Origin of the sequence: Comamonas guangdongensis, from assembly GCF_041079535.1 — a bacterium.
GTDB classification, from domain to species: domain Bacteria; phylum Pseudomonadota; class Gammaproteobacteria; order Burkholderiales; family Burkholderiaceae_C; genus Comamonas; species Comamonas guangdongensis.
Window position 1 is genome coordinate 30,741 of sequence record NZ_JBFYGN010000012.1, and the last position, 21,749, is coordinate 52,489.

A 21,749-nucleotide genomic window follows, 5' to 3' on the forward strand; every position below is an offset into this window, starting at 1 on the left:
AACTGCCGACGGTTTGTCCGGTGATTGTGGAGGCCAAGGAAAACATGGGGTTTATTGGCACAAAGCTGCAGCATTGCAGGCATTGACACTGCGCGAGCCAGAGCCTCCAGGCAATGACTTTTTTGAACCAGGCATGGGGCTGCCGGCGAAGAGGCGCCGCGGTCTGGCAGTCCACCGTGCGCCCGGATATTGTCTGAAGAGCCTGTTTCAGGAGCTGGCGGAAAAAGCAAAGCTCGCTCGGCGGCGGGCTGGAGGAGAGGGGGCGGAAAGGAATTAGATGCCAAGAAACTGGAATGGGGCAGATGGCTGGAATTGCTTGGTGGCGTCTCCGGAAAAAGTGTGATTCTGGTTCTGTCCCAGATCGAGTTTGAGGACCTTGCCGCTGCTCCGGTCAAAGTCCAGTGCCTTGAGGTCGATCCAGAAGGTGTTGGGTGTCAGCGCCGACTCGAAAAAGTACAGCTTGCGCTGGTGGTCGAAGACGGTGCGCCAGCGTGTGGATGAGATATTGGGTTCTTCCGGCGTGTTCAGGCCGTAGGGCACGGATACATTGCGAATCACGCTGAAAACGCTGGCCAGAGCCTTGTTGGGGTCTGGGTCCTTGGGGATTGCATTGACATAGAACGAGGCGCGTGCAAAGCGGTCTGCGGCCCGGTTGGTGCCGGGCAGCATGGTGGTGCCGCCGATCTGCTTCCAATATGTGTTGAGCGCCAGCTGCTGCTCGAAAACCGGTGAGTTGGTCATGACCTGATACTGCCGGCTGTGGTGGATGACTTGGCGGCCGCCGATATATTCCACAATCGCGCTGTCGCCGCTGGCGTCGGATATGGACAGGTGCAAGGTGGTGAGCCGGTTTTCTCCGGGGACATTATCGGAGACTATGGTGAATGGCTGCTTTTGCAGGGCCGCTATCGCCTCTTGAACCGTAGCGAAGTTATCCAGCACATATTGCGCCCAGGCGGCAATTGTCAGGCCGGGCTTGCTGCCGGCATCGAACGAGGGATATTGCGATTCGACCAACCACAGCAGATTGGCATTCAGCCCGGCTTCGTTGACGCCATCGGTGGTCGATATATCGTAGCCCGAGGTGATAACGCTACCGTATTTGGAGGTCCAGCGAACGGTATTGGCACCCGTCTGGCCGGATCGCTCCATGCCGCGCGGCAATACCCAGAGGTTGCTGACGATATCGCTTTTCCAATCCATGGAGCGGGCCGTGATCACCTGGCCATTGGCTCCATGAAAAACCAGCCGGGTGCAGGCCCATGCGCTTCCTGCGGCCGCCAGGCCGGAAGCTCCAATCAGCAAGGCCGCCAGCGTTTGGCTGATGCGTGGCATGCGCTTTTTCATCCATTACTCCTAAATAAAAAATGCGGAAGCACTGTCCGCTATATGCGGCCTTGGCTGCATAAAACCCGGTTACAGTTTCTTCTCCTGCGCCTGAGTGAATCCAGTCAAGGCTTGGATTAATCCACGATGTTAACTGTAAAGCATACAGTGCCGCGTCTGTATTCCTGGTGAATATCAGAGCCTGCCGCTGGGAAGTACATCAAATTTCAGATGAGCGGAGACATGAGAAAAACGCCAGCCAATATCATTTCCGGTATTGGCTGGCATATCCGGGCAATATCGGTCCAGAAAAGCGCTGGGTTTGAGGTCCCCGGCAGCAGAAGCCGTGTGATTAACTCGGACCATGCCATGGGGACGGGGCTGAGCTGCCAAAGCAGGGATGCGGTGCGGCACATGTCCGGGCATGCCGGGTGACAGTTGCATGCCCACCCGGCTCGGGAGCGGTCGGGGCATTCAGCCGGCATGTGCTGCAGCCCGGGCATCAAGCCAGGCAAAGCGCCATGATGAATGCCTGCGACCCGGGCCTCGGCATGGAACATGCCTACGCCTGCCGCGGTCCATGCAGATGCAGGCCTGAGGAAAGACTAGGCCTGCAGCGTGTGCTCGTTGCGGGCCATGCGCTCGAGCGCCGCGCAGACATCGGCCATGCGGCCGGAGATCAGCAGGCATTCGGGCTGCTTGCGCGGCTCGCGCTGTACGATTTTCAGCACGCGCGGCTCTTGCCTATCCAGGGCTTCGGTCTGCAAGGGCAGGGTCAGTTGTGCATTGAGCGGCAGCGCCTTGGCGCTGCTGCGCTGGCGTTTGCGGCTTTTGCGCATGGTGAAGACATTGTCGGGAGAGGCCGTGACCGGATCCTCGTGCACATCGCGGACCAGATGCGCACGATTGGCAGGCATGGCTGCGGGGAAGGCTTTCAGCCCCAGGCGGCTCAAAGACAGCAAAGGTGCGGCGAATCCCATTTGGCAACTCCTCTCGATAGCCTTGCGGCATGGATAAGGGCAGGATTGCAGTTATCGGGCAAAGCTCCGCCCAGGGCGAAGCAAACCGACTTCGCGCCTACCACCTGGACTGGAGAGGGATCGGGACTCGGCGTACCGTTCAGGCCGCGCCGATGGATGGCATCACATGAACATGCTGTTGCGGATCAGGCCCACGGCCAGGCCTTCAATGGCAAAAGGCTCTTCGGGCGCCACATGGATCACCTTGTAATCGGGGTTTTCCGGCAGCAACTCAATACCTTGCGGGGTGCGCTTGAAGCGCTTGACGGTGACATCGTCGCCCAGGCGGGCGACCACGATCTGGCCGTTGCGCGCCTCATGGGTGGCTTGCACGGCCAGCAGGTCGCCGTCCATGATGCCGGCGTCGCGCATGGACATGCCGCGCACCTTGAGCAGATAGTCGGGCTTGGCGGCGAACAGACCGGGCTCCACCGAATAGCTTTGGTCTATATGTTCCTGGGCCAGAATGGGCGAGCCAGCGGCCACACGGCCCACCAGGGGCAGGACCAGAGGTGCCAGCGCCGTCAGCGGCAGCGCAAAGCTGGTGCCGCGTGCGGCATTGATGTTGCGCACGGTATCGGCCCGCAGGCGGATGCCGCGCGAGGTGCCGCTGACCAAGTCGATCACGCCCTTGCGGGCCAGGGCCTGCAGGTGTTCCTCGGCGGCATTGGCCGATTTGAAGCCGAAGGTGCTGGCAATCTCGGCCCGTGTGGGCGGCGCGCCGGTGCGGGCGATGGTGGACTGAATGAGATCCAGAATCTGCTGCTGGCGGGGAGTGAGCTTGGGATGGTCTAGCATGTCTGGCTTCCGGTCGTTCAGTAGGCTGGGCCTAAGCTGGAATTCTGATCTGTTGGTTTATACAGTACCTGTATTTTTAACCAGTTTTTTGCGGAGAGCAAGTGGCACAACCAAAGATTGTGATTTTGGGGACGGGTGGAACGATCGCGGGCCAGGCCCAGGCCAGCACCCAGGGTGTGGGCTACCGGGCAGGGCAGATCAGTGTGGCGGGGCTGCTTGCGGCCGTGCCGGACCTGTCCCAGCTGGCTGCGGGCCGAACCGGAGCCATGCTGGAGGCCGTGCAACTGGCCCAGATCGACAGCAAGGACATGGACTGGAGCGTGTGGCGCAGCCTGTTGCAGGCCGTGAAGGCGGCGCTGGACGATGCGGACACACAGGCCGTGATCATCACCCATGGCACGGACACGCTGGAGGAAACCGCCTGGCTGCTGCAGGCGCTGCTGCAGCCGGCCAAGCCCGTGGTGCTGACCTGTGCCATGCGCCCCGCGACCTCGCTGCAGGCCGATGGTCCGCAAAACCTGCGCGATGCCGTGGCCGTGGCCGCGGATGGGGGGGCGGGCGTGTGGGTGGTGGCGGCGGGCGAGGTGCATTCGGCGCGCCGGGTGCTCAAGGTCCATCCCTATCGCTTGAATGCGCTGCATTCCTATGAAGGCGGGCCTTGCGCCTATGTGGAAGAGTCCAGGGTGCGCTGGATTGCCGGGGTGGCCGCGCGCGCGCCCTGGGGCGAGCAGCGTCTGCAGAAGCTGTTGGCTTGCGAGGCTCTGCCCTGGGTGGAGATTGTGCAGTCGGGCGCCTTGCAGGGCGAGCGGGCGGTACAGGCGCTGGTAGGTGCCGGGGTGCAGGGGCTGGTGGTGGCGGGCACCGGCAACGCCACTATCCATCGGGATCTGCTGCAGGCCCTGCTGCGGGCCAGAAGCCAGGGCGTGGTCGTGTGGCTTGGCACGCGCTGCCTGGAAGGGCAGGCCGTGGGCCAGGGGGGGCTACCCGCTGGATCGGAACACGATGAAATTCCGGCACAACTGCTCAAGGCCGGCGACGAGACAGGTCTGGACTGCGTGCTGCTGCCGCCCAGCAAGGCCCGCGTGGCCTTGATGCTGGCCCTGGCTTCAGGCTCCTGAGATGGACGCGGATGGCGCTTGCCCTGTGGGGGCCGGAAAACAAAAAAGCACCTGAGAAGGTGCTTTTTTGCGGAGGTGGGCAAGGCCGGCTTACTCGGCCAGAGCGGCCAGGGCGCGCGCGGTGATCTCTTCCACCGTGCCCGTACCGCTGATGGCGCGGTACTTGGGGGCGGCAGCGGCATCGGCCTTGGCCCAGTTGCTGTAATAGTCCACCAGGGGACGGGTCTGGTTGCTGTAAACGTCCAGGCGCTTCTTGACGGTTTCTTCCTTGTCGTCTTCGCGCTGCACCAGGGGCTCGCCGGTCACGTCGTCCTTGCCTTCGACCTGGGGCGGGTTGAACTTGACGTGGTAGGTGCGGCCCGATGCGGGGTGGCTGCGGCGGCCGCTCATGCGCTCGACGATGGCTTCAAACGGCACGTCGATTTCCAGCACATAGTCCAGCTTCACGCCGGCGGCCTTCATGGCATCGGCCTGGGGGATGGTGCGGGGGAAGCCGTCGAACAGAAAGCCCTTGGTGCAGTCGGGCTGGGCAATGCGCTCCTTGACCAGATTGATGATCAGATCATCGCTGACCAGCTGGCCGGCATCCATCACGGCCTTGGCCTGCAGACCCAGGGGGGTGCCGGCCTTGACGGCTGCACGCAGCATGTCGCCAGTGGAGATTTGAGGGATTCCGTACTTTTGGCAAATAAAGGCCGCTTGGGTGCCTTTGCCGGCGCCAGGCGCACCCAACAAAATCAGTTTCATGGAAATCCTTGAGGAGAGTAGAAATTCTTGCTTGCCGGAGGAGGCGGGTGGTCGCCTGTAGTCCTCCAGCTATATTTTTTCGCGAGCAAGGATAGCACGCACAAGGCCAACGCTGGCTTACACGGCCCAGTCAAGACTGTCGCCCGTGCAGCCGATTGGCGGCATGCATTCGCTGCAAACACGATGGCTGCAGTTGTAAGCCACGCAGGCTGTAGACCGCATGTGCTGTTCGGACTAAGCGGAAAGTATAGCTTTGAGCGCTTGTCCGACCTGGGGTTGGGCACTTTTCAAGGGTGGCCCGGATCAGGCGATTGGCGGAGCCTAGCCGGCAAAGATCGCGCGCACGCGCTCCAGATCCTCGGGCGTGTCCACCCCGGCCCCCGGCGCCTGCGGCGTGAGATGCACGGCGATGCGGTGACCGTGCCACAGCGCGCGCAGCTGCTCGAGCTGCTCCATGGCCTCGGTGGGGGCCGGAGCCAGCTGCGGAAACGCGCGCAGAAAACCGGCCTTGTAGCTATAGATGCCAATATGGCGCAGCGGTGTGAAACCTGTGTGACCGGCCCGGGGCGCTGCCGTATGCCACCACTCTTCGTCGCCATGGTCGCGCGAGAAGGGGATAGGCGCGCGGCTGAAATAGCTGGCCAGGCCCTGGGCATCGCACACCACCTTCACCACATTGGGGTTGCGGTAGTCGGCCAGGCTGTGGATGGGGTGGGCGGCCGTGCCCATGCTGGCTTCGGGCCGCGCTGGCAGCAGCCGGGCCACGGCATCGATCAGGGCTGGGTCTATCAGGGGCTCGTCGCCCTGAACGTTGACGACCACGTCGTCGCCCGACAGGCCCAGCTGCTCGCAGGCCTCGGCCAGGCGGTCGCTGCCGCTGGGGTGGTCCTTGCGGGTCAGAATCGCTTGCACGCCATGGCGGGCGCAGGCGGCCACGATGCTTTCATCGTCGCCGGCCACCACGCAGCGCGCCGCGCCGGCCTGGGCCGCGCGCTGGGCCACGCGCACCACCATGGGCAGGCCGGCGATATCGGCCAGTGGCTTGCCGGGCAGGCGGGTTGAAGACAGGCGGGCCGGGATCAGTACCGTATAGCTCATGGCTTATTGCTTGTCGTCTTCCAGTTCTTCGTCGGACAGTGTGCGGGCTTCGTTTTCCAGCAACACGGGAATACCGTCGCGCACGGGGTAGGCCAGGCGCGCGCTGTGGCTGATCAGTTCCTGGCGCTCGCGGTCAAAGCGCAGAGGGCCCTTGGTGACGGGGCAGACCAGCAGTTCAAGAAGTTTGGCGTCCATGGAGTATTCCTGCAAACAAGAGGTGGGCGGCAGCCAGGGCGGCCGCAACAGATGGTTCAATGATAGTCAGGCCGCGCCGCCTCGAGCGCAAACCGCGGCCAGTTTGGCGTCCAGCAGCTCCCAGAAGGCCTGCGGCAGCTGCAGCTCCAGCGGTACGGCCCAGGCTTCGGGGTGATTACGCCAGAGCTTGACCGCATCTTTTTCGGTGCAAATCAGCGGCTGGTCTTTTTCCAACTTGCGTGAGAAGCTCTCAAAATCGTAGTGGTCCGGCAAGGCCTGGGTAGCGGTCGGTGCGATGCCGCAAGCGGTCAGCATGGCAAAAAAGGATTCGGGCCGCGCCACGGCGGCCACGGCTTCCACCTTCTGGCCCGCAAAATCCGCAAGCGGCCGGCTTTCGCCCCGGCCGTTGCGGGCACTCGCGGCCAGCTGTCGCTGCAGCGCAAAGACCGGGGCCTGGCCCTGGGGTTCGGGCGGGCGGCCCGCATACAGGGTCGCAGTGACGGGGCGTGGCCAGGGTTCGCGCAGCGGCCCCGCGGGCAGCAGAAAGCCGTTGCCCAGGCCTTCGTCGTTGAACACGCACAGTTCCACATCGCGGGCCAGCGCCAGATGCTGCAGGCCGTCGTCGCTGACAATCACATTCACCTGCGGGTATTTGCGGCGCAGAGCGCGCACGGCCTCCAGGCGTTGGGCGGCCACGAATACCGGCACGCCGGTGCTGCGCGACAGCAGGGCGGGCTCATCGCCCACGGCGCTGGCGGGGCTGTCGGCCAGGGCCTCGCGGCAGTCCGAGGTCTGGCGGCCGTAGCCGCGCGAGATGATGCCGGGCCGCCAGCCACGGGCTTTCAGATGCGCGACCACGGCCTGGGTCACGGGAGTCTTGCCCGCGCCGCCCGCAATCACATTGCCGACCACGATGACGGGCAGGCCCGCGCTTTGCTGGCCCTGGCGCATGCGCCTGGCGTTCCAGCCCTGCAGCGCTCCATAGAGCAAGGAAAACGGCCACAGCAGCCAGGCGCCCAGGCCTCGCCGGCGCCAGAGGGCGCGCAAGCCGGTCTGCCGGGAGCTGTTGCTGGAGGAGGTCTGGAGCATGTTGGATGTCTATCGGGTAGCCGCCGATCATACGGCGGCTGTCGGTGCGCTGATGCCGGTCTGCTCTCAGCAACTGAAGGGGTAGAGCAGCTGCGAAGACAGGCTGCCGTCCTGCTGCAGCATCCAGCGCTTGTCTCCCCGGCGAACCGATACAAAGCCGCAACCCATGTTGTGGAATGCATCGAAGTTGCGTTCGGGTACATCCTGTCCTTCGGGCGTGACGAGGCGGTAGGGCGGCTGTCTCGTTGTTTGCAGCAGCAGCGCGCCGCCGTCAAGCGCATACACCAGCGCTCCATCAACGTCGGTGGCGATGCGCTCCAGTGTGAGGAGATGGTCGCCCGTCAACTGCTTGCGGTAGATCTGTGTCCTGCCGTCGCTGGAGTAAGCGAAGTAGCGTGCGCTGCGCACCGATTTGCGCAGGCAGGCGCCGGCCGGCAGGGCAGATTCCAGCAGCGGCTGGAGTGCCTGGTTGTACAGCCGGCACGGACCATCGGCGTTTTTTCCGTGCGCATCGCGGCTCAATTCCTGAGTCTGAATCACGAGCGGATCACTGTCGGGCGACAGTCTGGCGTTGTCCTGTGCGTACCACCCGTGGATGAAGCTGATGCTGTCGAAGCGCGGCAGCGCAATAGGGCGGCCGTCCAAGGTGTGCAGGTGCAGACCGTCTTGATCCAGGGCCAGCAGATAGCTGGCAGCCGACCTGTCGTTGCCGAGAGTGAAGTCGCTGATCTGATCGACGCCTTCCCAGCTCGGTGCCAGCACTTCGCGCAGAGTGCGCAGGTCCAGAAGACCGATGCCTGCCGACGGGGTGACGGCCACGATGGCCCTTTCCGTCGCTGCTATTTGGGTGTTGGCGGACGAAATTTTTGCCTGGCTATACCTCGCGAGGTATTGGTGCGGGGAGGCGGCCATGAGCTGGCCATTAACGAACAGCAAATAGGAAAAAGCGCCGCTGCTTTCCTCGGGACCGGAGACCTTGCGTTTGAGGCGCGCGCTCTGCGGCGGGAGATCCCAGCCGTCGGATTCGAGCTTCTCGAAGGCCGGCACGTCGAGCTGCTGGCCGCGCGCATCGAACAGGTCGCCGCAACCTTGGCGATAGGCCGCAAAGCCGACGGCACTGCCTCCCAGCGACACGGTTTCAATGGATTCGAACTCGACGCGGCGTCCGGCCCCCCGGGCATGCCTGAAGACATAGCGCGATGTGCCATCGCGGTGCCTGGTTTTGCTTACCGCCGCAAACCAAGCCCTGTCGCGCTCCAGCGCACCTTTGTAGCCGGTGGGCTGGTAGCCGTCGTAGGGCTGCGCGAGCGCTTGGCTTTGCGCATTGGGTACGCAGGCCGTAATTTCACCGGCTTTGTGCGCGACAGTGCGGCCCCAGGCCGGCGCGGCAAGGGAGGCCAGCATGGCCGTGCGCAGGAGCAGATGCTTCATGAGAGTTTCGCGCTGGACGCCAGTTGCCGACGGCTCGGGCGGACCGGGGAAGCCTATTTGGCCTGGCCGGCTGCCGTAGAGGACTGGGTCGCAAAGGTGATCTGCGACAGACCCGCGCGGCGCGCGGCTTCCATCACCGTCACCACCGACTGGTGGGGGGCCGTGGCATCGGCGCTGATGATGACGATGCTGTCCTTGCCGGCGGCTGCGGCGCCGGCGAGTGCGGCCGTGACTGCGGAGACGCTGCGTTCGTCCAGCGCCTGTTTGTTGACGGCGTAGCGGCCATCGGCAGCCACGGCAACAATGATTTCCTTGGGCCGGTCGCGCTGCTGCTCGGCATCGGCCACGGGCAGGGTCAGCTGCAGTTCGGTGAACTTGCTGTAGGTAGTGGAGAGCATCAGAAAGATCAGCACTACCAGCAGCACGTCGATGAAGGGGATCAGATTGATCTCGGGCTCATCGCGGTGGCGGGGACGGAAGTTCATGGTGCGCGCTTTCCGCTTACTTGGACAGCTTCAGGCGGGCCAGATGGCGGACGAACTGCTCGGAAGCCAGCTCCATGCCCAGCAGATAGGCATCCACGCGGGCGCGGAAGTAGCGCCAGAAGATCAGCGTGGGTATGGCCACGATCAGGCCGAAGGCGGTGTTGTACAGCGCAATCGAGATGCCATGCGCGAGCTGTGCGGGGTTGCCGCCGCCCGCAGCGCCGGCGCCCGATTGGGAGCCGAAGATCTCGATCATGCCGATCACCGTGCCCAGCAGGCCCAGAAGAGGAGCTGCCGAGGCAATGGTGGCCAGGGCGCTCAGATATTTTTCAAGCTTATGGGCAGCGGCACGGCCGGCGCCTTCCATGGCGGCGCGCACCTCGTCCTCATTGCTTTCCGGGTGGGTCTGCAGCATGCGCAGGCCCGTGGCCAGCACCTCGCCCAGGGCCGAGCTCTGGGCCAGCTGCTGCGTGGTTTCGCTGCTGGGCAGCTCCCGCGTAGAGACGGAAATTGCCTCGTCCAGCAGATTGGGCGGAGCCACCTTGGCCGTCTTGAGCGAGGCAAAGCGTTCAAAAACCAGGGCCAGGGCCAGAATGGAGCAGGCAATCAAAGGCCAGATCGGCCATCCTGCGGCTTGTATGATCGACAGCAACTTTGCTCTCCCTCGTCGTTCGAAATTGCAGTCGGCGATTATCACCCAGCGATGCGGCTGCTTTGACCGTAATCGACAGCGCATTTGCGCCTGCTCAGAGCGCATGCGGCTGGCAGGGCGCCTGCCGCGGCTCTTTCAGCCCGGCGGCTTGTGCGCCTACACGCGTATAGCACAGCTTTTGTGGATAACTTTGTGCTCTTTTGCGCCGCACGCGGCGGCTGCAGGGCCGAGGAATCGGCTGGTTACGAGTGTGTCGACTCGGTGAATCAGTAATTGATGATTGAAATCAATGGCTTGCATTCTGTTTGTAGCCTGCTTGATGAGCCGATAGGGATTTTGTCGCCGAGAAGGCTGCACGCCGACATCTGTGGAAAATTCAGCCCGAGCCAGACCTTGTAAACACCGCATGAATTCAATCTTTGAAAGCCCGAGCCCAGCAGCCGCGCCGCGCGTATGGGAAGTTGGCGCTCTATGCCACGCCATTGGCGATGCCTTGCAGGCCCGCTTCAACCCCGTGGCCGTGCGCGGCGAACTCAGCGGCTTTTCGCGCGCCGCCAGCGGGCATTGCTATTTCAACCTCAAGGACGCCAGCGGCCAGCTGCGCTGCGCCATGTTCCGCCGCGCGGCCGACCATCTGGGCTTCGCGCCACGCGATGGCGAACTGGTCGAAGTGCGTGGGCGGCTGGGCGTCTACGAGCAGCGCGGCGATCTGCAGCTGGTGGTGGAGAGCATGCAGCGCGCGGGCCAGGGCGCGCTGTTCGAGCAGTTCCTGCGCCTCAAGGCCCAACTGGAAGCCGAAGGCCTGTTCGAGCCCGCTCGCAAACGTCCGCTGCCCGCGCTGCCGCGCGGCATAGGCGTGGTCACCTCGCTGGGGGCGGCGGCGCTGCACGATGTGGTCACGGCGCTGCGCCGGCGCGTGCCGCATATCCCCGTGCTCATTGTCCCGGCCCTGGTACAGGGCGCGCAGGCGCCTCAGTCCCTGGTCCAGGCGCTATCAAAGTTGTATCGGATGGCGCAGGATGGGCAAGCGACACAGCGCGACCCGGCTGCTGGTGATGGCCCCATCATCGACACCATCTTGCTGGTGCGCGGCGGCGGCTCGCTCGAGGACCTCTGGGCCTTCAACGACGAGCAGCTGGCACGCACCATAGTGCAAAGCCCGGTGCCGTTGATCAGCGGGGTGGGGCACGAGACCGACTTCACCATTGCCGACTTCTGCGCCGACCTGCGCGCGCCTACGCCTACCGCGGCGGCGGAGCTGGTGGCCCAGCCGCGCGAGGTCTGGCTGGGGGCACTGGATCTGCTGCAGGGCCGGCTGGACAACGCCGTCCAGCGCCTGCTGGACAGGCAGGCCCAGCGCCTGGACCTGGCGGCCCAGCGCCTGGGCCGCCCCAGCGAGCAGCTGGCCCGCAATCGGCTGCAGCTGGCCCGGCAGGCGCAGCGGCTGCGGCATGCAATGCTTCTGAAATTGCAGCGGCTGACGCAGAACCAGCAAGCGTTGCAGAGCCATTTTCCTCAGGTCCTGCAGCGCGGCCTGGAGCAGCAGAGGCAAAAGCTGGAGCGCATGGACCTGCGCCTGCAGCTGCTGGACCCGCGTCTGGTGCTGCAGCGCGGCTATGCGCTGCTCAGCGATGAGCAGGGCAGGCCTGTCACCCAGGTGCGGCAGGCGCCGCCGGGCGCGGCCCTCAAGGCGCAGCTGTCGGACGGTACGGTTGATGTGGTGGTCACGCAGCCGCGCCTGCTGTGATGCGCATGGGCCGATTTGACCTCAGAGTTAACCGGGTTCTTGATCAGGTCTCTTTTGCCGCCGGGGCGCTCAATGGCGGAAAGTCCAGAAGCGACAGGCATCGGAGCGTGAGCGGCTGCTCAGGGTCTGCCGCCGAATAGTCCTGTTGAACGGCGTTCGGGCCCCGAGTTCTTTCTACAATGGCTTGGTTAGTGCAATACTTGACGGCTGTAGTACAGCAATGTGCCAGCCGGCCTTGCAAGCACAACGGTCATCGCCCGCGTCCCTCAGCCTTTATGAGGGCGCGAGACTGCCCCATATTTCAACCACGAGGAAAACCATCATGGAACGCACTCTGCCCCCACTGCCTTATGCCATCGACGCACTGGCACCGTTTGGCTACAGCCAGGAAACCCTGGAGTATCACCATGGCAAGCACCACAACGCCTATGTGGTGAACCTGAACAACCTGCAAAAGGGCACCGAGTTTGAAAACATGGAGCTCGAAGACGTGGTCAAGAAGTCTTCCGGCGGCATCTATAACAACGCGGCCCAGATCTGGAACCACACGTTCTTCTGGAACTGCATGATCCCCAACGGAGGCGGCGCTCCCAGCGGCGCTCTGCTGGACGCCATCAACAAAAAGTGGGGCAGCTTCGACGAGTTCAAGAAGGCCTTCCAGGCTTCGGCCGTGGGCAACTTCGGCTCCGGCTGGACCTGGCTGGTCAAGAAGGCCGACGGCTCCGTGGACATCGTGAACACCGGCGCTGCTGGCACCCCCCTGACCACCGCCGACAAGGCTCTGCTGACCGTGGACGTCTGGGAACATGCCTACTACATCGACTACCGCAATCTGCGTCCCAAGTTTGTCGAGACCTTCCTGGAAAAGCTGGTGAACTGGAAGTTCGCCGAAGCCAACTTCGCGGCTTGATGACAGTATCCGGGCCCGGCCCGCATGGGTGCGGGCACGATCTGTCGCCATGAATAAAACCTCCGCAAGGAGGTTTTTTCATTTCCGCAGCGGCACAGCTGCGCAGAGCTCAGGGCCGAGAGCCGAGGCTTGATCCCGCAGGCGAATACGAGTCCAATCGTTCGATGAAGTGAGATGCATGCGCGGCACTGCATGCGCAGCCATGAAGCGGCTGGCTTGCGGGCGCCCATCGGTCCAGGTTTTCCGGATTGGGGAGAGCGAAGATGGTCAGCAAGAACACGATCTGCCTCTGGTTCGCCGGCGAGGCATTGGAAGCCGCGCAGTTCTACGCGCAGACATTCCCCGACAGTGCGGTGAACGCCGTCCATCACGCGCCTGGCGACTATCCCGCAGGCAAGCAGGGCGATGTTCTGACGGTCGAGTTCACGCTGATGGGCATCCCGTGCCTGGGCCTGAACGGAGGGCCGGCATTCAAGCACAGCGAAGCGTTCTCGTTCCAGGTCGCGACCGACGACCAGGCCGAAACCGATCGCTTGTGGAACGCGATCGTGGAAAACGGCGGCCAGGAAAGCGCCTGCGGCTGGTGCAAGGACCGCTGGGGCCTGTCGTGGCAGATCACGCCGCGCGTGCTGAGCGCCGCCATCGGCGATTCCGACGGCGCGGCGGCCAAGCGCGTGTTCGAAGCCATGATGGGAATGAAAAAGATCGATATCGCCGCGATCGAAGCGGCGCGGCTCGGTTGATGCCAGCGGCGCGGGCTGTCCCGTTGCCGCAGTGCCAAAGCCATGTGGAGCCGAATTCCGCCTTTCAGGAGCCATCGAGATGAGCAAAATCGCGTTCTGCCTCGCTGGGTTGTCCGCCGTGGCCTGCCTGCACCAGGCCCAGGCCGCCGAGTGGACGATGGATACGGCCGCGGGCAACCGGCTCGAGTTCATTGCTACCTTTGAGCAGGCGCCTGCAACCGGGGTCTTCAAGGACTTCGCGGTGCGGCTTGATTTCGACCCTGAAAAGCCGGCCGGCGGACATCTGGACGTGAGCATCCGTGTGGCCAGTGCGGACATGGCCAGCGTCGACATCAACAAGGCGATCGCGACGCGGGATTGGTTCGACTTCGCCCGCTATCAGCAGGCCGAATTCCATACCGACGATATCCGCCGCCTGTCCGGAGATGCCTCCGCCGGTCGCTATCTGGCGCGCGGCGTCCTCACCCTGAAAGGCGTGCGGCAGCCGGTGGAGGTGCCGTTTGCCTGGATGGCGGTGGGCGCTGGTGCCATGCTGGAGGGCGAGTTCGTGCTGCAGCGCGCGGCCTTCGGCATAGGCACGGGGGAATGGGCGGCCACCGATACCGTGGGCGCCGATGTGAAGGTGAAGTTTCGCGTCAAGCTGAATAAGCCGCTATGAAATTCCGTGCGCAGCTGGTCCTGGCCTTGACGGCGCTGCTCGCGGCCTGCGCGCAGCCGGAGCACGGGCCGCAGCCGGTCACCGCATCGACCTCGGCGCCAGCAGAGTTTCCCGCCGCGGCCTATGCGCAGGTCGCGGCCCAGAGGCAGAAGGTGCTGAGGGTCGATCCCGCGCTTTCGCAGATCGCCATCACCGTGCGCAGCGGCGGGCCCCTGGCCAGGCTGGGGCATGACCATGTGGTCTCCAGCCGCGAACTCCAAGGCTATGTGGCGCCCGAGCAAGGCCGGGCCGACCTGTATCTTGCGCTGGACAGCCTGTCGGTAGACGAGCCGGCGCTGCGCGCCGAGGCCGGCTTCGACACCCAGCCCAGCGCGGCCGACATCGCCGGAACCCGCGCCAATATGCTGACCAAGGTGTTGCAGACACGGCAGTTTCCTTTTGTACTCATCCATGTGCGCGCCGCCCCGGCCGCGGCGGGCGCTGTGCCGTTGGCGGTGGACATCACGCTGCACGGCGTCACGCGCAGCTTCAGTGTGCCGGCGGACATCGAGCGCGACGGCCACGGATTGAGAGTCCATGGCCGCCTGGCTTTCGATCAATCCGTTTTCGGCATCGCGCCTTTCTCGATTCTGGGCGGGGCGATCCAGGTTCAAGACCGGGTCGAACTGCGCTTTGATGTGCGCGCCAGCGAGCGCCCGGCGGTGCCATGAGCGCTCGCGGCCTTGTCGTTCGCTGGACTATGCCGCTCCTGCTCTGGGTCTGCCATGCGGCATGGACGCAGGAACTCAGCATAGAGACCTCGGACAGCAGCGGAGTGATCATGGTGAGCGCCTCGGCCGACATGAGAGTCCAGCCGGCCACGGCCTGGAGCGTGATTTCCGACTACGACCATCTGGCTGACTTCCTGCCCAATATGCGCAGCTCGCGCGTAGTTCAGCGCAACGGCAACCAGCTGGTATTGGAGCAGACCGGAGTGTTCGGCTTTCTGTTCTTTCAGCAGCCTATCCAGGTCAGGCTGGCCGTGACCGAATCGCCGCCGCGGCGCATCGTTGCGCATGCCGTGGGCGGCAATCTCAAGCAGATGGATGGCAGCTATACGCTGGAGACTCTGCCCGATGGCAAAGTTCGGCTCTCATACGCGGGCCGTCTGCTGCCCGACTTCACGATCCCGCCATTGGTCGGCAAGCTGGTGGTGCGCAAAATACTGGCGCGGCAATTTGTCGCCCTGGTGGGCGAGATCCTGCGGCGCGAAGCGCGGGCCGCACCGCAGACGCCGCCGGCTCAAGCGCAATAGGGCAGGCCGGGGTGAGAATTGGAGGCCGTAGATCAGTGCCTGACGATGGGCTCTGAGGCCGGCTGGCAATAGTCGGAGGGTACGGTCCAGACCTCGGGCTGCAGGCCGCCCGGGCCTCCCTGCGACTGGCGGATGCCTTGGGGCGTGCCAAACCACAGGGCCAGATGATCCTCAGGCGCCGCGCCGTCCTCGAACGAGCCCACGGCCAGCGGGCCATCGAACTCCACTAGATCGCCGCGCTTGAACATGCTCTGTCCATCCCCCCTATGTAGTTGCAGGCACTATAGCTTGTGACTTGCGCAGCCGCTGGACTCTGGATGGAGGCCGCTGATTGCCGGAGAGCTAGCGGGGTCGTCGGCGCCTGGATTGTTCGCAAGGCTGGCTATGGTCGCGGTGCAATTGGAGTCACATCGCCGGTTTGGCGCAGGATCCGGACCTCCGGCCATGATCCTGCTTCAGCATTTCGACACAAGCTTTGACCAGAGCCCCGATGTTCGAAACGGCCGAATCATTCGCTCCCGGCTAAGATGCATATCCGGACGCAGGCCTGATTGGCCGCGAGGTGTCTGGACGGAGGCAGGCGATGACACGAGTTCGCGTTGAGGGCTTCACCATCTCGCTAGACGGATATGGAGCCGGTCCCGATCAAGACCTCAACAATCCGCTGGGCGTTGGCGGGATGGAGCTGCACCAGTGGCTGCTCCCGACGCGTACCTTCCAGCAGACCCTGTTTGGCAAGGACGGCGGCACCGGCGGGGTCGACGACGATTTTGCGGCCCGCGGCTTTGAGAATGTCGGGGCCTGGATTCTGGGGCGAAACATGTTCGGCCCCATCCGTGGTTCCTGGCCTGACACCAGTTGGAAGGGCTGGTGGGGAGACAATCCTCCATATCACGTGCCGGCCTTCATCCTGACCCATCATGCTCGTCCCTCCATCGAGATGGAGGGCGGTACGACATTCCACTTCATCACCGGAGGCATTCGCGAGGCGCTGGCGCGTGCACGCGAGGCCGCTGCGGGACTGGATGTGCGAATCGGCGGCGGGCCACACACCATCCGGCAATATCTTCGCGAAGGCCTCGTCGATGAGCTGCACATTGCCATCGCACCGGTGCTGCTTGGCCAGGGGGAGTCGTTGTTCCAGGGGCTGGATATGCGGGCTCTGGGATACGAATGTGTGGAATTTGTGGCCTCGGAGAAGGCGACACATGTCGTTCTGCGGCGCAAGCAGCGTACGGCGGCCTAGGCCGGCTACGGGCTGGAGCCGTGGCTCTAGCCGGCTGCTCAGCGTTTGAATGAGCGCTGTCTTTCCAAGCAGGCCTTCGGCACGGCGACCACGGCCCCGGCCATCAACCTGCTGTGCATCGAAGAGAACCTCTCGGCCGCGCATTTGCGCGGCATCTGGAACCTATGTCGAGCAGCTGGATTGGGCCGCCTGCATCGACCGCTACGACCGCGCCCATACGCTCTTCTACATGGACCCACCGTATTGGGAGACCGAGGGCTACGGTGTGCCGTTTCCCTGGGAGCAATACGAGCTGATGGCCCAGAAGCTCAAGACGATCAAGGGCAAGGCCGTCATCAGCATCAACGATCACCCAGCGATCAGGGAGTGCTTCAAAGACTTTGAGATGGAGGCGCTCAAGCTGGACTACACCGTAGGCGGTGGCGCGAACCGGGTAGAGCGAGGAGAGCTGGTGATTTACAGCTGGGCCAGGAGCGAGGAGCCGGCAGGGCTGTTTTAAAGTGGAATGGCCGACTCGTGTCGGCCAGAAGCAGACTGCGACGGCGGTGAAAAACTATCCTTTAACGTCTTCCGGAACAATGACCGGGGGCCCGATTGATGACAGGGCCGGCTATCTGTGACGAGCCTTAGAAGCGATTTTTGGTCATTTCGCTCAGTTCTTCCGCGAAAAAGCTGTCCGGCGGGACAAAGAACTCGAAGTGCTCGTACAACGGTTTCGTCAGCGCCTTGACCGCCTCTGGCAAAAGCTCGCGAAGAACGTTTTGCGGAAACGACCCTGTCGTGCGAACAGTTGACTCGGCAGACTTGTATGGGGGAATGTGACGCCTGTAGTTGTGAGAGAACAGATGACGACCAGCAATGCAGTCCCACTCACACTCAACGAGCACTTCATAGGGCTGGTCGTACATAGCGTCGGCCAGGTCAAGAACCCGAAGAAGGAACTCACCAAGCCTCCAAACCGGGAGCGTAAGTTCAAAGAGGGTTCCGGGTTTGCCAAAACGACTTGGATCAAGTGAATCCTCGTGATAACCGCGGAGTAAGAAGAAGTTTCCGTTCTTAGGATCGATACGCCAGAAGTCTGCATATCCAACGCCTGGGTTGCTGATATCGGCAAGCCATGCCTCGATGCAACCGTCCACCAAGCGTGGCCTAGTCTTCTCATGGTTAAGAGTCACTAAGGCCGGCCAGCCTGTGTAGCGTCTAGCGCTTTCATTTATCTCCAGAATACGACGTGGGTCAAGGTTACGTGAAGTTCCGACAATACGTGCAGCAAAGGAGAAAGTGCCGTGGGTGATTTTCGACTGGTTTGATGCATCTAGAGCATCATTTAGTGCATTCCATTTCAGCTTCGCCTTTTCTGCGAATGCATGAAGAGTGTCTGCCTCTGTGGGGGGCGCCTGCGATGCCACTCCAGTGGCAAAAGTAGGTAAGAGGGCTCGGAGTAGGCTAATGTTCTCCTCACGCTGGTTCATGATCACGCGACGGAGTAGGGAATCCCATTCCCCCGCGTTCAATGGCCCTCGGCTTTCTGGACCAGGAGCCCGCACGTAGTAGACATGCTGCTTTAGGCTTCCTCCCGGCGTAGCGCTATCGGAGCGCACAGGTACCTTTGAAGTGCCTGCAATGCGAACGAGCGGGTACTCGTCGCCTGAGGTGGGGTGCCGCTGGAGAATAACCTCCACGTGGAATGGAGGCTCAGCGCGGCGCTTAACTATCGCGTTCAGCGCATCCGTCAAGTACGGCTCCAAAGAAGCAGGACGATTTTGGTCTGGACTAAGAGACTTGTCGTCATTCTCTTTGTAGCCGAACAGGAGGAAGCCACCACCGTGATTCTCCAATGCGATAAGAGCTTTAGCGACCACTCCTTGTGACTCGGCATCACTCATATCGAGCCATTGCTTAACCTCAAAATCGAGTGTCTCACGCGGACTTAAGAGCCAATCTTCGAAGCGCGAGTTGATGTCTCTATTAAGCATCTGGGTGACCACCATATCCTTTTACCCTTCGACCGCTGCCCCAGTCTGTGGACCCCGCTCTCCAAGTGGCTTGTGGCCTTGCAGTGCAAGAATGCAGTTGGATTGGATTCACAGGCGTATTTGTTACAAAAGTATAGTCTGTGCATCAACTAACCGCTTTGCAGCACTTCTCGGAGAGATCGCAAAGGGAGAGTTCAGCGACGGTCGCACACTAGCCAATAGACGACAAAACAACACATCGCATGATGTGATCGCTTGCTGATTTGTCAGCCTTGGTGCCAAAGGCTGTGCTACTTTGTGCCAAAGCTCGCGCAAATTTGTGCCAAAGGCCGCGCAACTGTGGGGGAGTGACCGTTTTGGCACAGAGTTGGAACCTGTGAAATTTCAGGTTTGCTAATGTTGATGCGGGCTTGTAGGCGATTTCGAGGGTGTTGAGCATGTTGGCAGCTTTGGCACCGATTGGGCCGACCAGAGGCATAAAACGGCCAAAATGGGCTGATGATGCGCCGATGGAATGTGGGGGGGGGAGGTGTGGCTTATGCTCCGCCACAAGTAGACGATCTCTTCTAAGGTCGGACGCATATAGGTCGGACACACTTTCTTGTAGGCTCCTATTTTTCAATAAAAACAAATACTTACTGTGAGCTACGTAAATGCTCATTGCCGTCCGAGCTTTCTGTGGTCGGACATTGGGACTGGAGCTTTGTACAGATTCTTCAATCCTTTGTGCATTGCTTTGACTGTTGTCAGTCCTGCGGCTTAAAGGGCTGGGTCAGCTCTAAGGGTAGAGTAAGCACATGACACAAGAAAAGACCTCTGATTCGTCCAAAGAGCGGCTTGCTTTGCAGTGGCCTGCCATGCTCCGCGTTCTCACGGTGTTCGTGGCCATAGGCACAGTAGCTCTGCATCTGATAGGCGATGTTAGACACCGACAGTACCTTCATTACTGGGGCATTGATGCGGGTCTGTTCCCAAAAACGACGGACTGGATACTGATCAATGGGTATTACGGTATCGTCGACAGGTTTGCAGTGATTTTGACTGCAATCTTCGGGAACATACACTGGCTGTTGGTTGCGACGGTAGTTATAGGTGTGTATGTGTTTGTTCTACAGACACCAGTTTCCAAGACGCCAGGCAAACTGACTAATTGGGTATTAAGGCGGGCTGAGTGGCAGCAGCGTCTTGCTCGATATATCGTTCTGACAGCGATGGCTGTGGCAATGATGCCTCTGACTCTTATTCTGTTGACCGCACTTATGGTGATCCCTGCCGCTCTCGGTGAAAGTGGTGGGGAGGCAGCAGCTGCAAGTCAGAAGGCCGAGTTGATAAAAGGGTGTTGGCAGCCAAGAACGCCTTGTGTTGAGATAAAGAAGGATGGTGTCACCGTCGCCAATGGGTTTGTGATTGATACATCTGCGTCCTATATCGCAATTTTTGATACTGAGATTCAGCGAAGCCGTGTCATTCCATTGGAAAAAATGGAATTTGTTTCACATCCTTCCCTGAAATGAAAAAGTTGTACTGATTTATATTTTTAATGAAAATTTCACGAATACTGTGCCTTGTTGATCGCATAAGAAAGGCACCCAGCCGCTTGGGAGTTGGGTGCCGTTAAACTACTATAGTTTCAGAATTAGGTGTTTATATGCCTTGCCTTATTTGGGGCGAGGGGGATTATTGCCGCGACCACCGCCAGACGGGCCACCGGTCTTACTGGGTCCATTGAAGGGTGCTGGTTTCTTCATAATTTATCTCCTAGTCCCGAAAAATGGATGAGCTACACCGAGCCCGGGACCAATAGCCACGTGCAGCTTTTTTTCAACTGAAATTTAGACTTGATTAAGTGCGCGCTTCTTCCAGCCTTTTGTTGAGCCGTTCACAGATCAATTCAACAAGGGCGGTTCTCCATGGCGCTGTGCGGTAGCTGCCGTCTGCTTGCAGTTCCACCAGTGAGATGGAAAATCTGTGCCCCAGCGGAGGCATAGTGTCCAATGATGGCCATTCCATTAGGGGAATTTCTCCCAGCACAACGCTGATATGACTCAAGCCCGACTGAATAGACCAGTACTTCAATGGCCACCCTGAAAGATGTGGCAGTAAAGTGTCCCACAGGCCAAAGCACAGATGCTGGATTGCCATTAAACTGATGCTGGCGGAGGCAGAGTAGGTCTCAATAATTTGGCCAGCGTATTCAGGCAGTTCTCCTGAATGCAGTGCCAATGTTTCTGAGTACCCCCTGGATGGGTTCGCTTCGTACTCACGAGGTGAATAATTTCTCTCGACTCGTACCCGCAAGTCTTTGAGGGCTGCCGGAATTTGCACCGCATCGAAGCCGGTTACAACGTCGAAATATGGTCGGGCCGAAGGGGCGAAAGATTCCAGATGAAATTTGTCCCATTCTGAGGGAGCAACCCAGCTCAGCCCTTTGGCGCTGGGCTGGCAGCGCACAAAGCGGATTGTGCGGCTAAAACCAACAAGGCCACTGGCAGTCCAGCGAACCTTGAACCAGGGCTTTTCTTCCGAAAATTCAATGCTGCAGTCCCGAATGCGAAAGGACTTTGATGCGTCTTCCCATTCATCTCTCAGTTTATGCATGAGGCTATCAATACCGGTGACAATTTCACGGAATGCAAGACCATGACCACTACCGATCATCAGCCAGAGACCAAAGTGACTGGTAGGTTGTTCCAGCTCTGTACGCTCCAGCCCCGTTAGGGCGGTGATGTGCTCAAAGGCTTGTGGGGACTGACTGAGTTGTGCGACTTCAATAAAGCGGTTCAGATCGCTGGCGAGTTCGGGAATGGGATTGTCTGACCCCTGTTCACCCATTTGCCGCAATACTTCCTGCAGTTTCAGATTGCTCGGGTCTTGCATGCGTGTTTTCAGAATTTCCTCCAGCTCGCCCACGCGACTGGGGGCGGAAACTGGATGCTCTCCGGTCAGAATTGGCAGCGTTGTTTTGAGGACTGCTGCGAGGTGAATAGCCAGTGCTTTGTCCAGGGTGCCCCGAGTCTCCCAGCGTTGAGCTGTGCTCTTCAGACTGTTTGTGCTTTCCCAGCGCTTGTTTGCCAATTCATAAACGGCCCTAGCTAGTTGAAATTGTGTAAACCCAGCATCTGCACGAAGTTGTGCGAGCACTGCTGGCTTAATATGGAGGGCGGGGCGACCCACCGGCTTTTTGATTTTTTGCATAAGGTGGATCATGTCTTTTTGG

The 21,749-nt window shown here is 61.2% G+C and carries 23 protein-coding genes and 1 pseudogene; 10 read left to right on the top strand and 14 right to left on the bottom strand.

Features of this window, described 5'->3' with window-relative positions; genetic code table 11:
- Nucleotides 1–273: 273 nt before the first annotated feature.
- From AB6724_RS12035 to lexA, 3 genes are all read right to left on the bottom strand, one after another.
- Nucleotides 274–1,347: a linear amide C-N hydrolase gene (locus AB6724_RS12035; protein ID WP_369338760.1), complete on the bottom strand. Its 1,074-nt coding sequence runs from the start codon at nt 1,345–1,347 to the stop codon at nt 274–276.
- Between the two features lie 584 nt (nt 1,348–1,931).
- The gene (locus tag AB6724_RS12040) at nt 1,932–2,306 is read right to left on the bottom strand and encodes a hypothetical protein (protein WP_369338761.1); all 375 of its coding nucleotides are present in this window, start codon (nt 2,304–2,306) and stop codon (nt 1,932–1,934) included.
- 162 nt (nt 2,307–2,468) lie between these two features.
- Complete coding sequence (lexA, locus tag AB6724_RS12045) at nt 2,469–3,143, bottom strand: transcriptional repressor LexA (protein WP_369338762.1); 675 nt, start codon at nt 3,141–3,143, stop codon at nt 2,469–2,471.
- A gap of 101 nt (nt 3,144–3,244) precedes the next feature.
- On the opposite strand from lexA, the gene AB6724_RS12050 reads away from it, so the two are divergent.
- Nucleotides 3,245–4,261 (top strand): asparaginase, encoded by a 1,017-nt coding sequence (locus AB6724_RS12050; RefSeq protein ID WP_369338763.1) that lies wholly within the window; start codon nt 3,245–3,247, stop codon nt 4,259–4,261.
- Nucleotides 4,262–4,351: 90 nt separating this feature from the next.
- Here the strand turns inward: AB6724_RS12050 and adk are convergent, their stop codons facing one another.
- The 7 genes from adk to AB6724_RS12085 all read right to left on the bottom strand — a co-directional run bounded on the left by adk (nt 4,352) and on the right by AB6724_RS12085 (nt 9,958).
- Complete coding sequence (gene adk, locus AB6724_RS12055) at nt 4,352–5,008, bottom strand: adenylate kinase (RefSeq protein ID WP_369338764.1); 657 nt, start codon at nt 5,006–5,008, stop codon at nt 4,352–4,354.
- Between the two features lie 321 nt (nt 5,009–5,329).
- Nucleotides 5,330–6,106 carry a 3-deoxy-manno-octulosonate cytidylyltransferase gene (gene kdsB, locus AB6724_RS12060; protein WP_369338765.1) on the bottom strand — a complete coding sequence of 259 codons (777 nt, stop codon included), beginning with the start codon at nt 6,104–6,106 and terminating at the stop codon, nt 5,330–5,332.
- A 3-nt stretch (nt 6,107–6,109) separates the two neighbouring features.
- On the bottom strand, nt 6,110–6,301 hold the full coding sequence (locus AB6724_RS12065) for a Trm112 family protein (RefSeq protein ID WP_369338766.1): 192 nt from the start codon (nt 6,299–6,301) through the stop codon (nt 6,110–6,112).
- A gap of 66 nt (nt 6,302–6,367) precedes the next feature.
- Complete coding sequence (gene lpxK, locus AB6724_RS12070) at nt 6,368–7,390, bottom strand: tetraacyldisaccharide 4'-kinase (RefSeq protein ID WP_369338767.1); 1,023 nt, start codon at nt 7,388–7,390, stop codon at nt 6,368–6,370.
- 66 nt (nt 7,391–7,456) lie between these two features.
- Nucleotides 7,457–8,821: a hypothetical protein gene (locus tag AB6724_RS12075; protein ID WP_369338768.1), complete on the bottom strand. Its 1,365-nt coding sequence runs from the start codon at nt 8,819–8,821 to the stop codon at nt 7,457–7,459.
- Nucleotides 8,822–8,874: 53 nt separating this feature from the next.
- Nucleotides 8,875–9,306, bottom strand: a complete 432-nt coding sequence (locus tag AB6724_RS12080) for an ExbD/TolR family protein (protein WP_369338769.1) — start codon at nt 9,304–9,306, stop codon at nt 8,875–8,877.
- Nucleotides 9,307–9,322: 16 nt separating this feature from the next.
- On the bottom strand, nt 9,323–9,958 hold the full coding sequence (locus AB6724_RS12085; RefSeq protein ID WP_369338770.1) for a MotA/TolQ/ExbB proton channel family protein: 636 nt from the start codon (nt 9,956–9,958) through the stop codon (nt 9,323–9,325).
- Nucleotides 9,959–10,364: 406 nt separating this feature from the next.
- Between AB6724_RS12085 and xseA the strand changes: the two genes are divergently transcribed.
- The 6 genes from xseA to AB6724_RS12115 all read left to right on the top strand — a co-directional run bounded on the left by xseA (nt 10,365) and on the right by AB6724_RS12115 (nt 15,310).
- Nucleotides 10,365–11,705 carry an exodeoxyribonuclease VII large subunit gene (gene xseA / locus AB6724_RS12090; RefSeq protein ID WP_369338771.1) on the top strand — a complete coding sequence of 447 codons (1,341 nt, stop codon included), beginning with the start codon at nt 10,365–10,367 and terminating at the stop codon, nt 11,703–11,705.
- 322 nt (nt 11,706–12,027) lie between these two features.
- Nucleotides 12,028–12,615 carry a superoxide dismutase gene (locus AB6724_RS12095; RefSeq protein WP_369338772.1) on the top strand — a complete coding sequence of 196 codons (588 nt, stop codon included), beginning with the start codon at nt 12,028–12,030 and terminating at the stop codon, nt 12,613–12,615.
- Nucleotides 12,616–12,878: 263 nt separating this feature from the next.
- A complete protein-coding gene (locus tag AB6724_RS12100; RefSeq protein WP_369338773.1) occupies nt 12,879–13,358 on the top strand; it encodes a VOC family protein in 480 nt (159 codons plus the stop codon).
- A 79-nt stretch (nt 13,359–13,437) separates the two neighbouring features.
- Nucleotides 13,438–14,016, top strand: a complete 579-nt coding sequence (locus AB6724_RS12105) for a YceI family protein (RefSeq protein ID WP_369338774.1) — start codon at nt 13,438–13,440, stop codon at nt 14,014–14,016.
- The gene (locus tag AB6724_RS12110; RefSeq protein ID WP_369338775.1) at nt 14,013–14,726 is read left to right on the top strand and encodes a YceI family protein; all 714 of its coding nucleotides are present in this window, start codon (nt 14,013–14,015) and stop codon (nt 14,724–14,726) included. The genes AB6724_RS12105 and AB6724_RS12110 overlap by 4 nt, the downstream gene beginning before the upstream one ends.
- Before the next feature lie 29 nt (nt 14,727–14,755).
- A complete protein-coding gene (locus tag AB6724_RS12115; protein WP_369338776.1) occupies nt 14,756–15,310 on the top strand; it encodes an SRPBCC family protein in 555 nt (184 codons plus the stop codon).
- Nucleotides 15,311–15,342: 32 nt separating this feature from the next.
- Here AB6724_RS12115 and AB6724_RS12120 read toward each other — a convergent pair whose 3' ends face one another.
- Nucleotides 15,343–15,558 carry a hypothetical protein gene (locus AB6724_RS12120; protein ID WP_369338777.1) on the bottom strand — a complete coding sequence of 72 codons (216 nt, stop codon included), beginning with the start codon at nt 15,556–15,558 and terminating at the stop codon, nt 15,343–15,345.
- A gap of 335 nt (nt 15,559–15,893) precedes the next feature.
- On the opposite strand from AB6724_RS12120, the gene AB6724_RS12125 reads away from it, so the two are divergent.
- Nucleotides 15,894–16,556: a dihydrofolate reductase family protein gene (locus AB6724_RS12125; RefSeq protein ID WP_369338778.1), complete on the top strand. Its 663-nt coding sequence runs from the start codon at nt 15,894–15,896 to the stop codon at nt 16,554–16,556.
- Nucleotides 16,557–16,625: 69 nt separating this feature from the next.
- A pseudogene (locus AB6724_RS12130) lies at nt 16,626–17,055 on the top strand (DNA adenine methylase); the annotation flags it as partial.
- A gap of 127 nt (nt 17,056–17,182) precedes the next feature.
- On the opposite strand, the gene AB6724_RS12135 reads toward AB6724_RS12130, so the two are convergent.
- Together AB6724_RS12135 and AB6724_RS12140 are read right to left on the bottom strand one after the other, a co-directional pair.
- Nucleotides 17,183–18,547 (bottom strand): AlbA family DNA-binding domain-containing protein, encoded by a 1,365-nt coding sequence (locus AB6724_RS12135; RefSeq protein WP_369338779.1) that lies wholly within the window; start codon nt 18,545–18,547, stop codon nt 17,183–17,185.
- 196 nt (nt 18,548–18,743) lie between these two features.
- Complete coding sequence (locus AB6724_RS12140; protein WP_369338780.1) at nt 18,744–19,193, bottom strand: hypothetical protein; 450 nt, start codon at nt 19,191–19,193, stop codon at nt 18,744–18,746.
- A gap of 136 nt (nt 19,194–19,329) precedes the next feature.
- Between AB6724_RS12140 and AB6724_RS12145 the strand changes: the two genes are divergently transcribed.
- Nucleotides 19,330–20,046, top strand: coding sequence for a hypothetical protein (locus AB6724_RS12145; RefSeq protein ID WP_369338781.1), 717 nt, complete (start codon nt 19,330–19,332; stop codon nt 20,044–20,046).
- A gap of 328 nt (nt 20,047–20,374) precedes the next feature.
- Here AB6724_RS12145 and AB6724_RS12150 read toward each other — a convergent pair whose 3' ends face one another.
- Entirely contained in the window at nt 20,375–21,727 is a 1,353-nt protein-coding gene (locus AB6724_RS12150; protein WP_369338782.1) for a hypothetical protein, read from the bottom strand.
- Between the last annotated feature and the right edge of the window lie 22 nt (nt 21,728–21,749).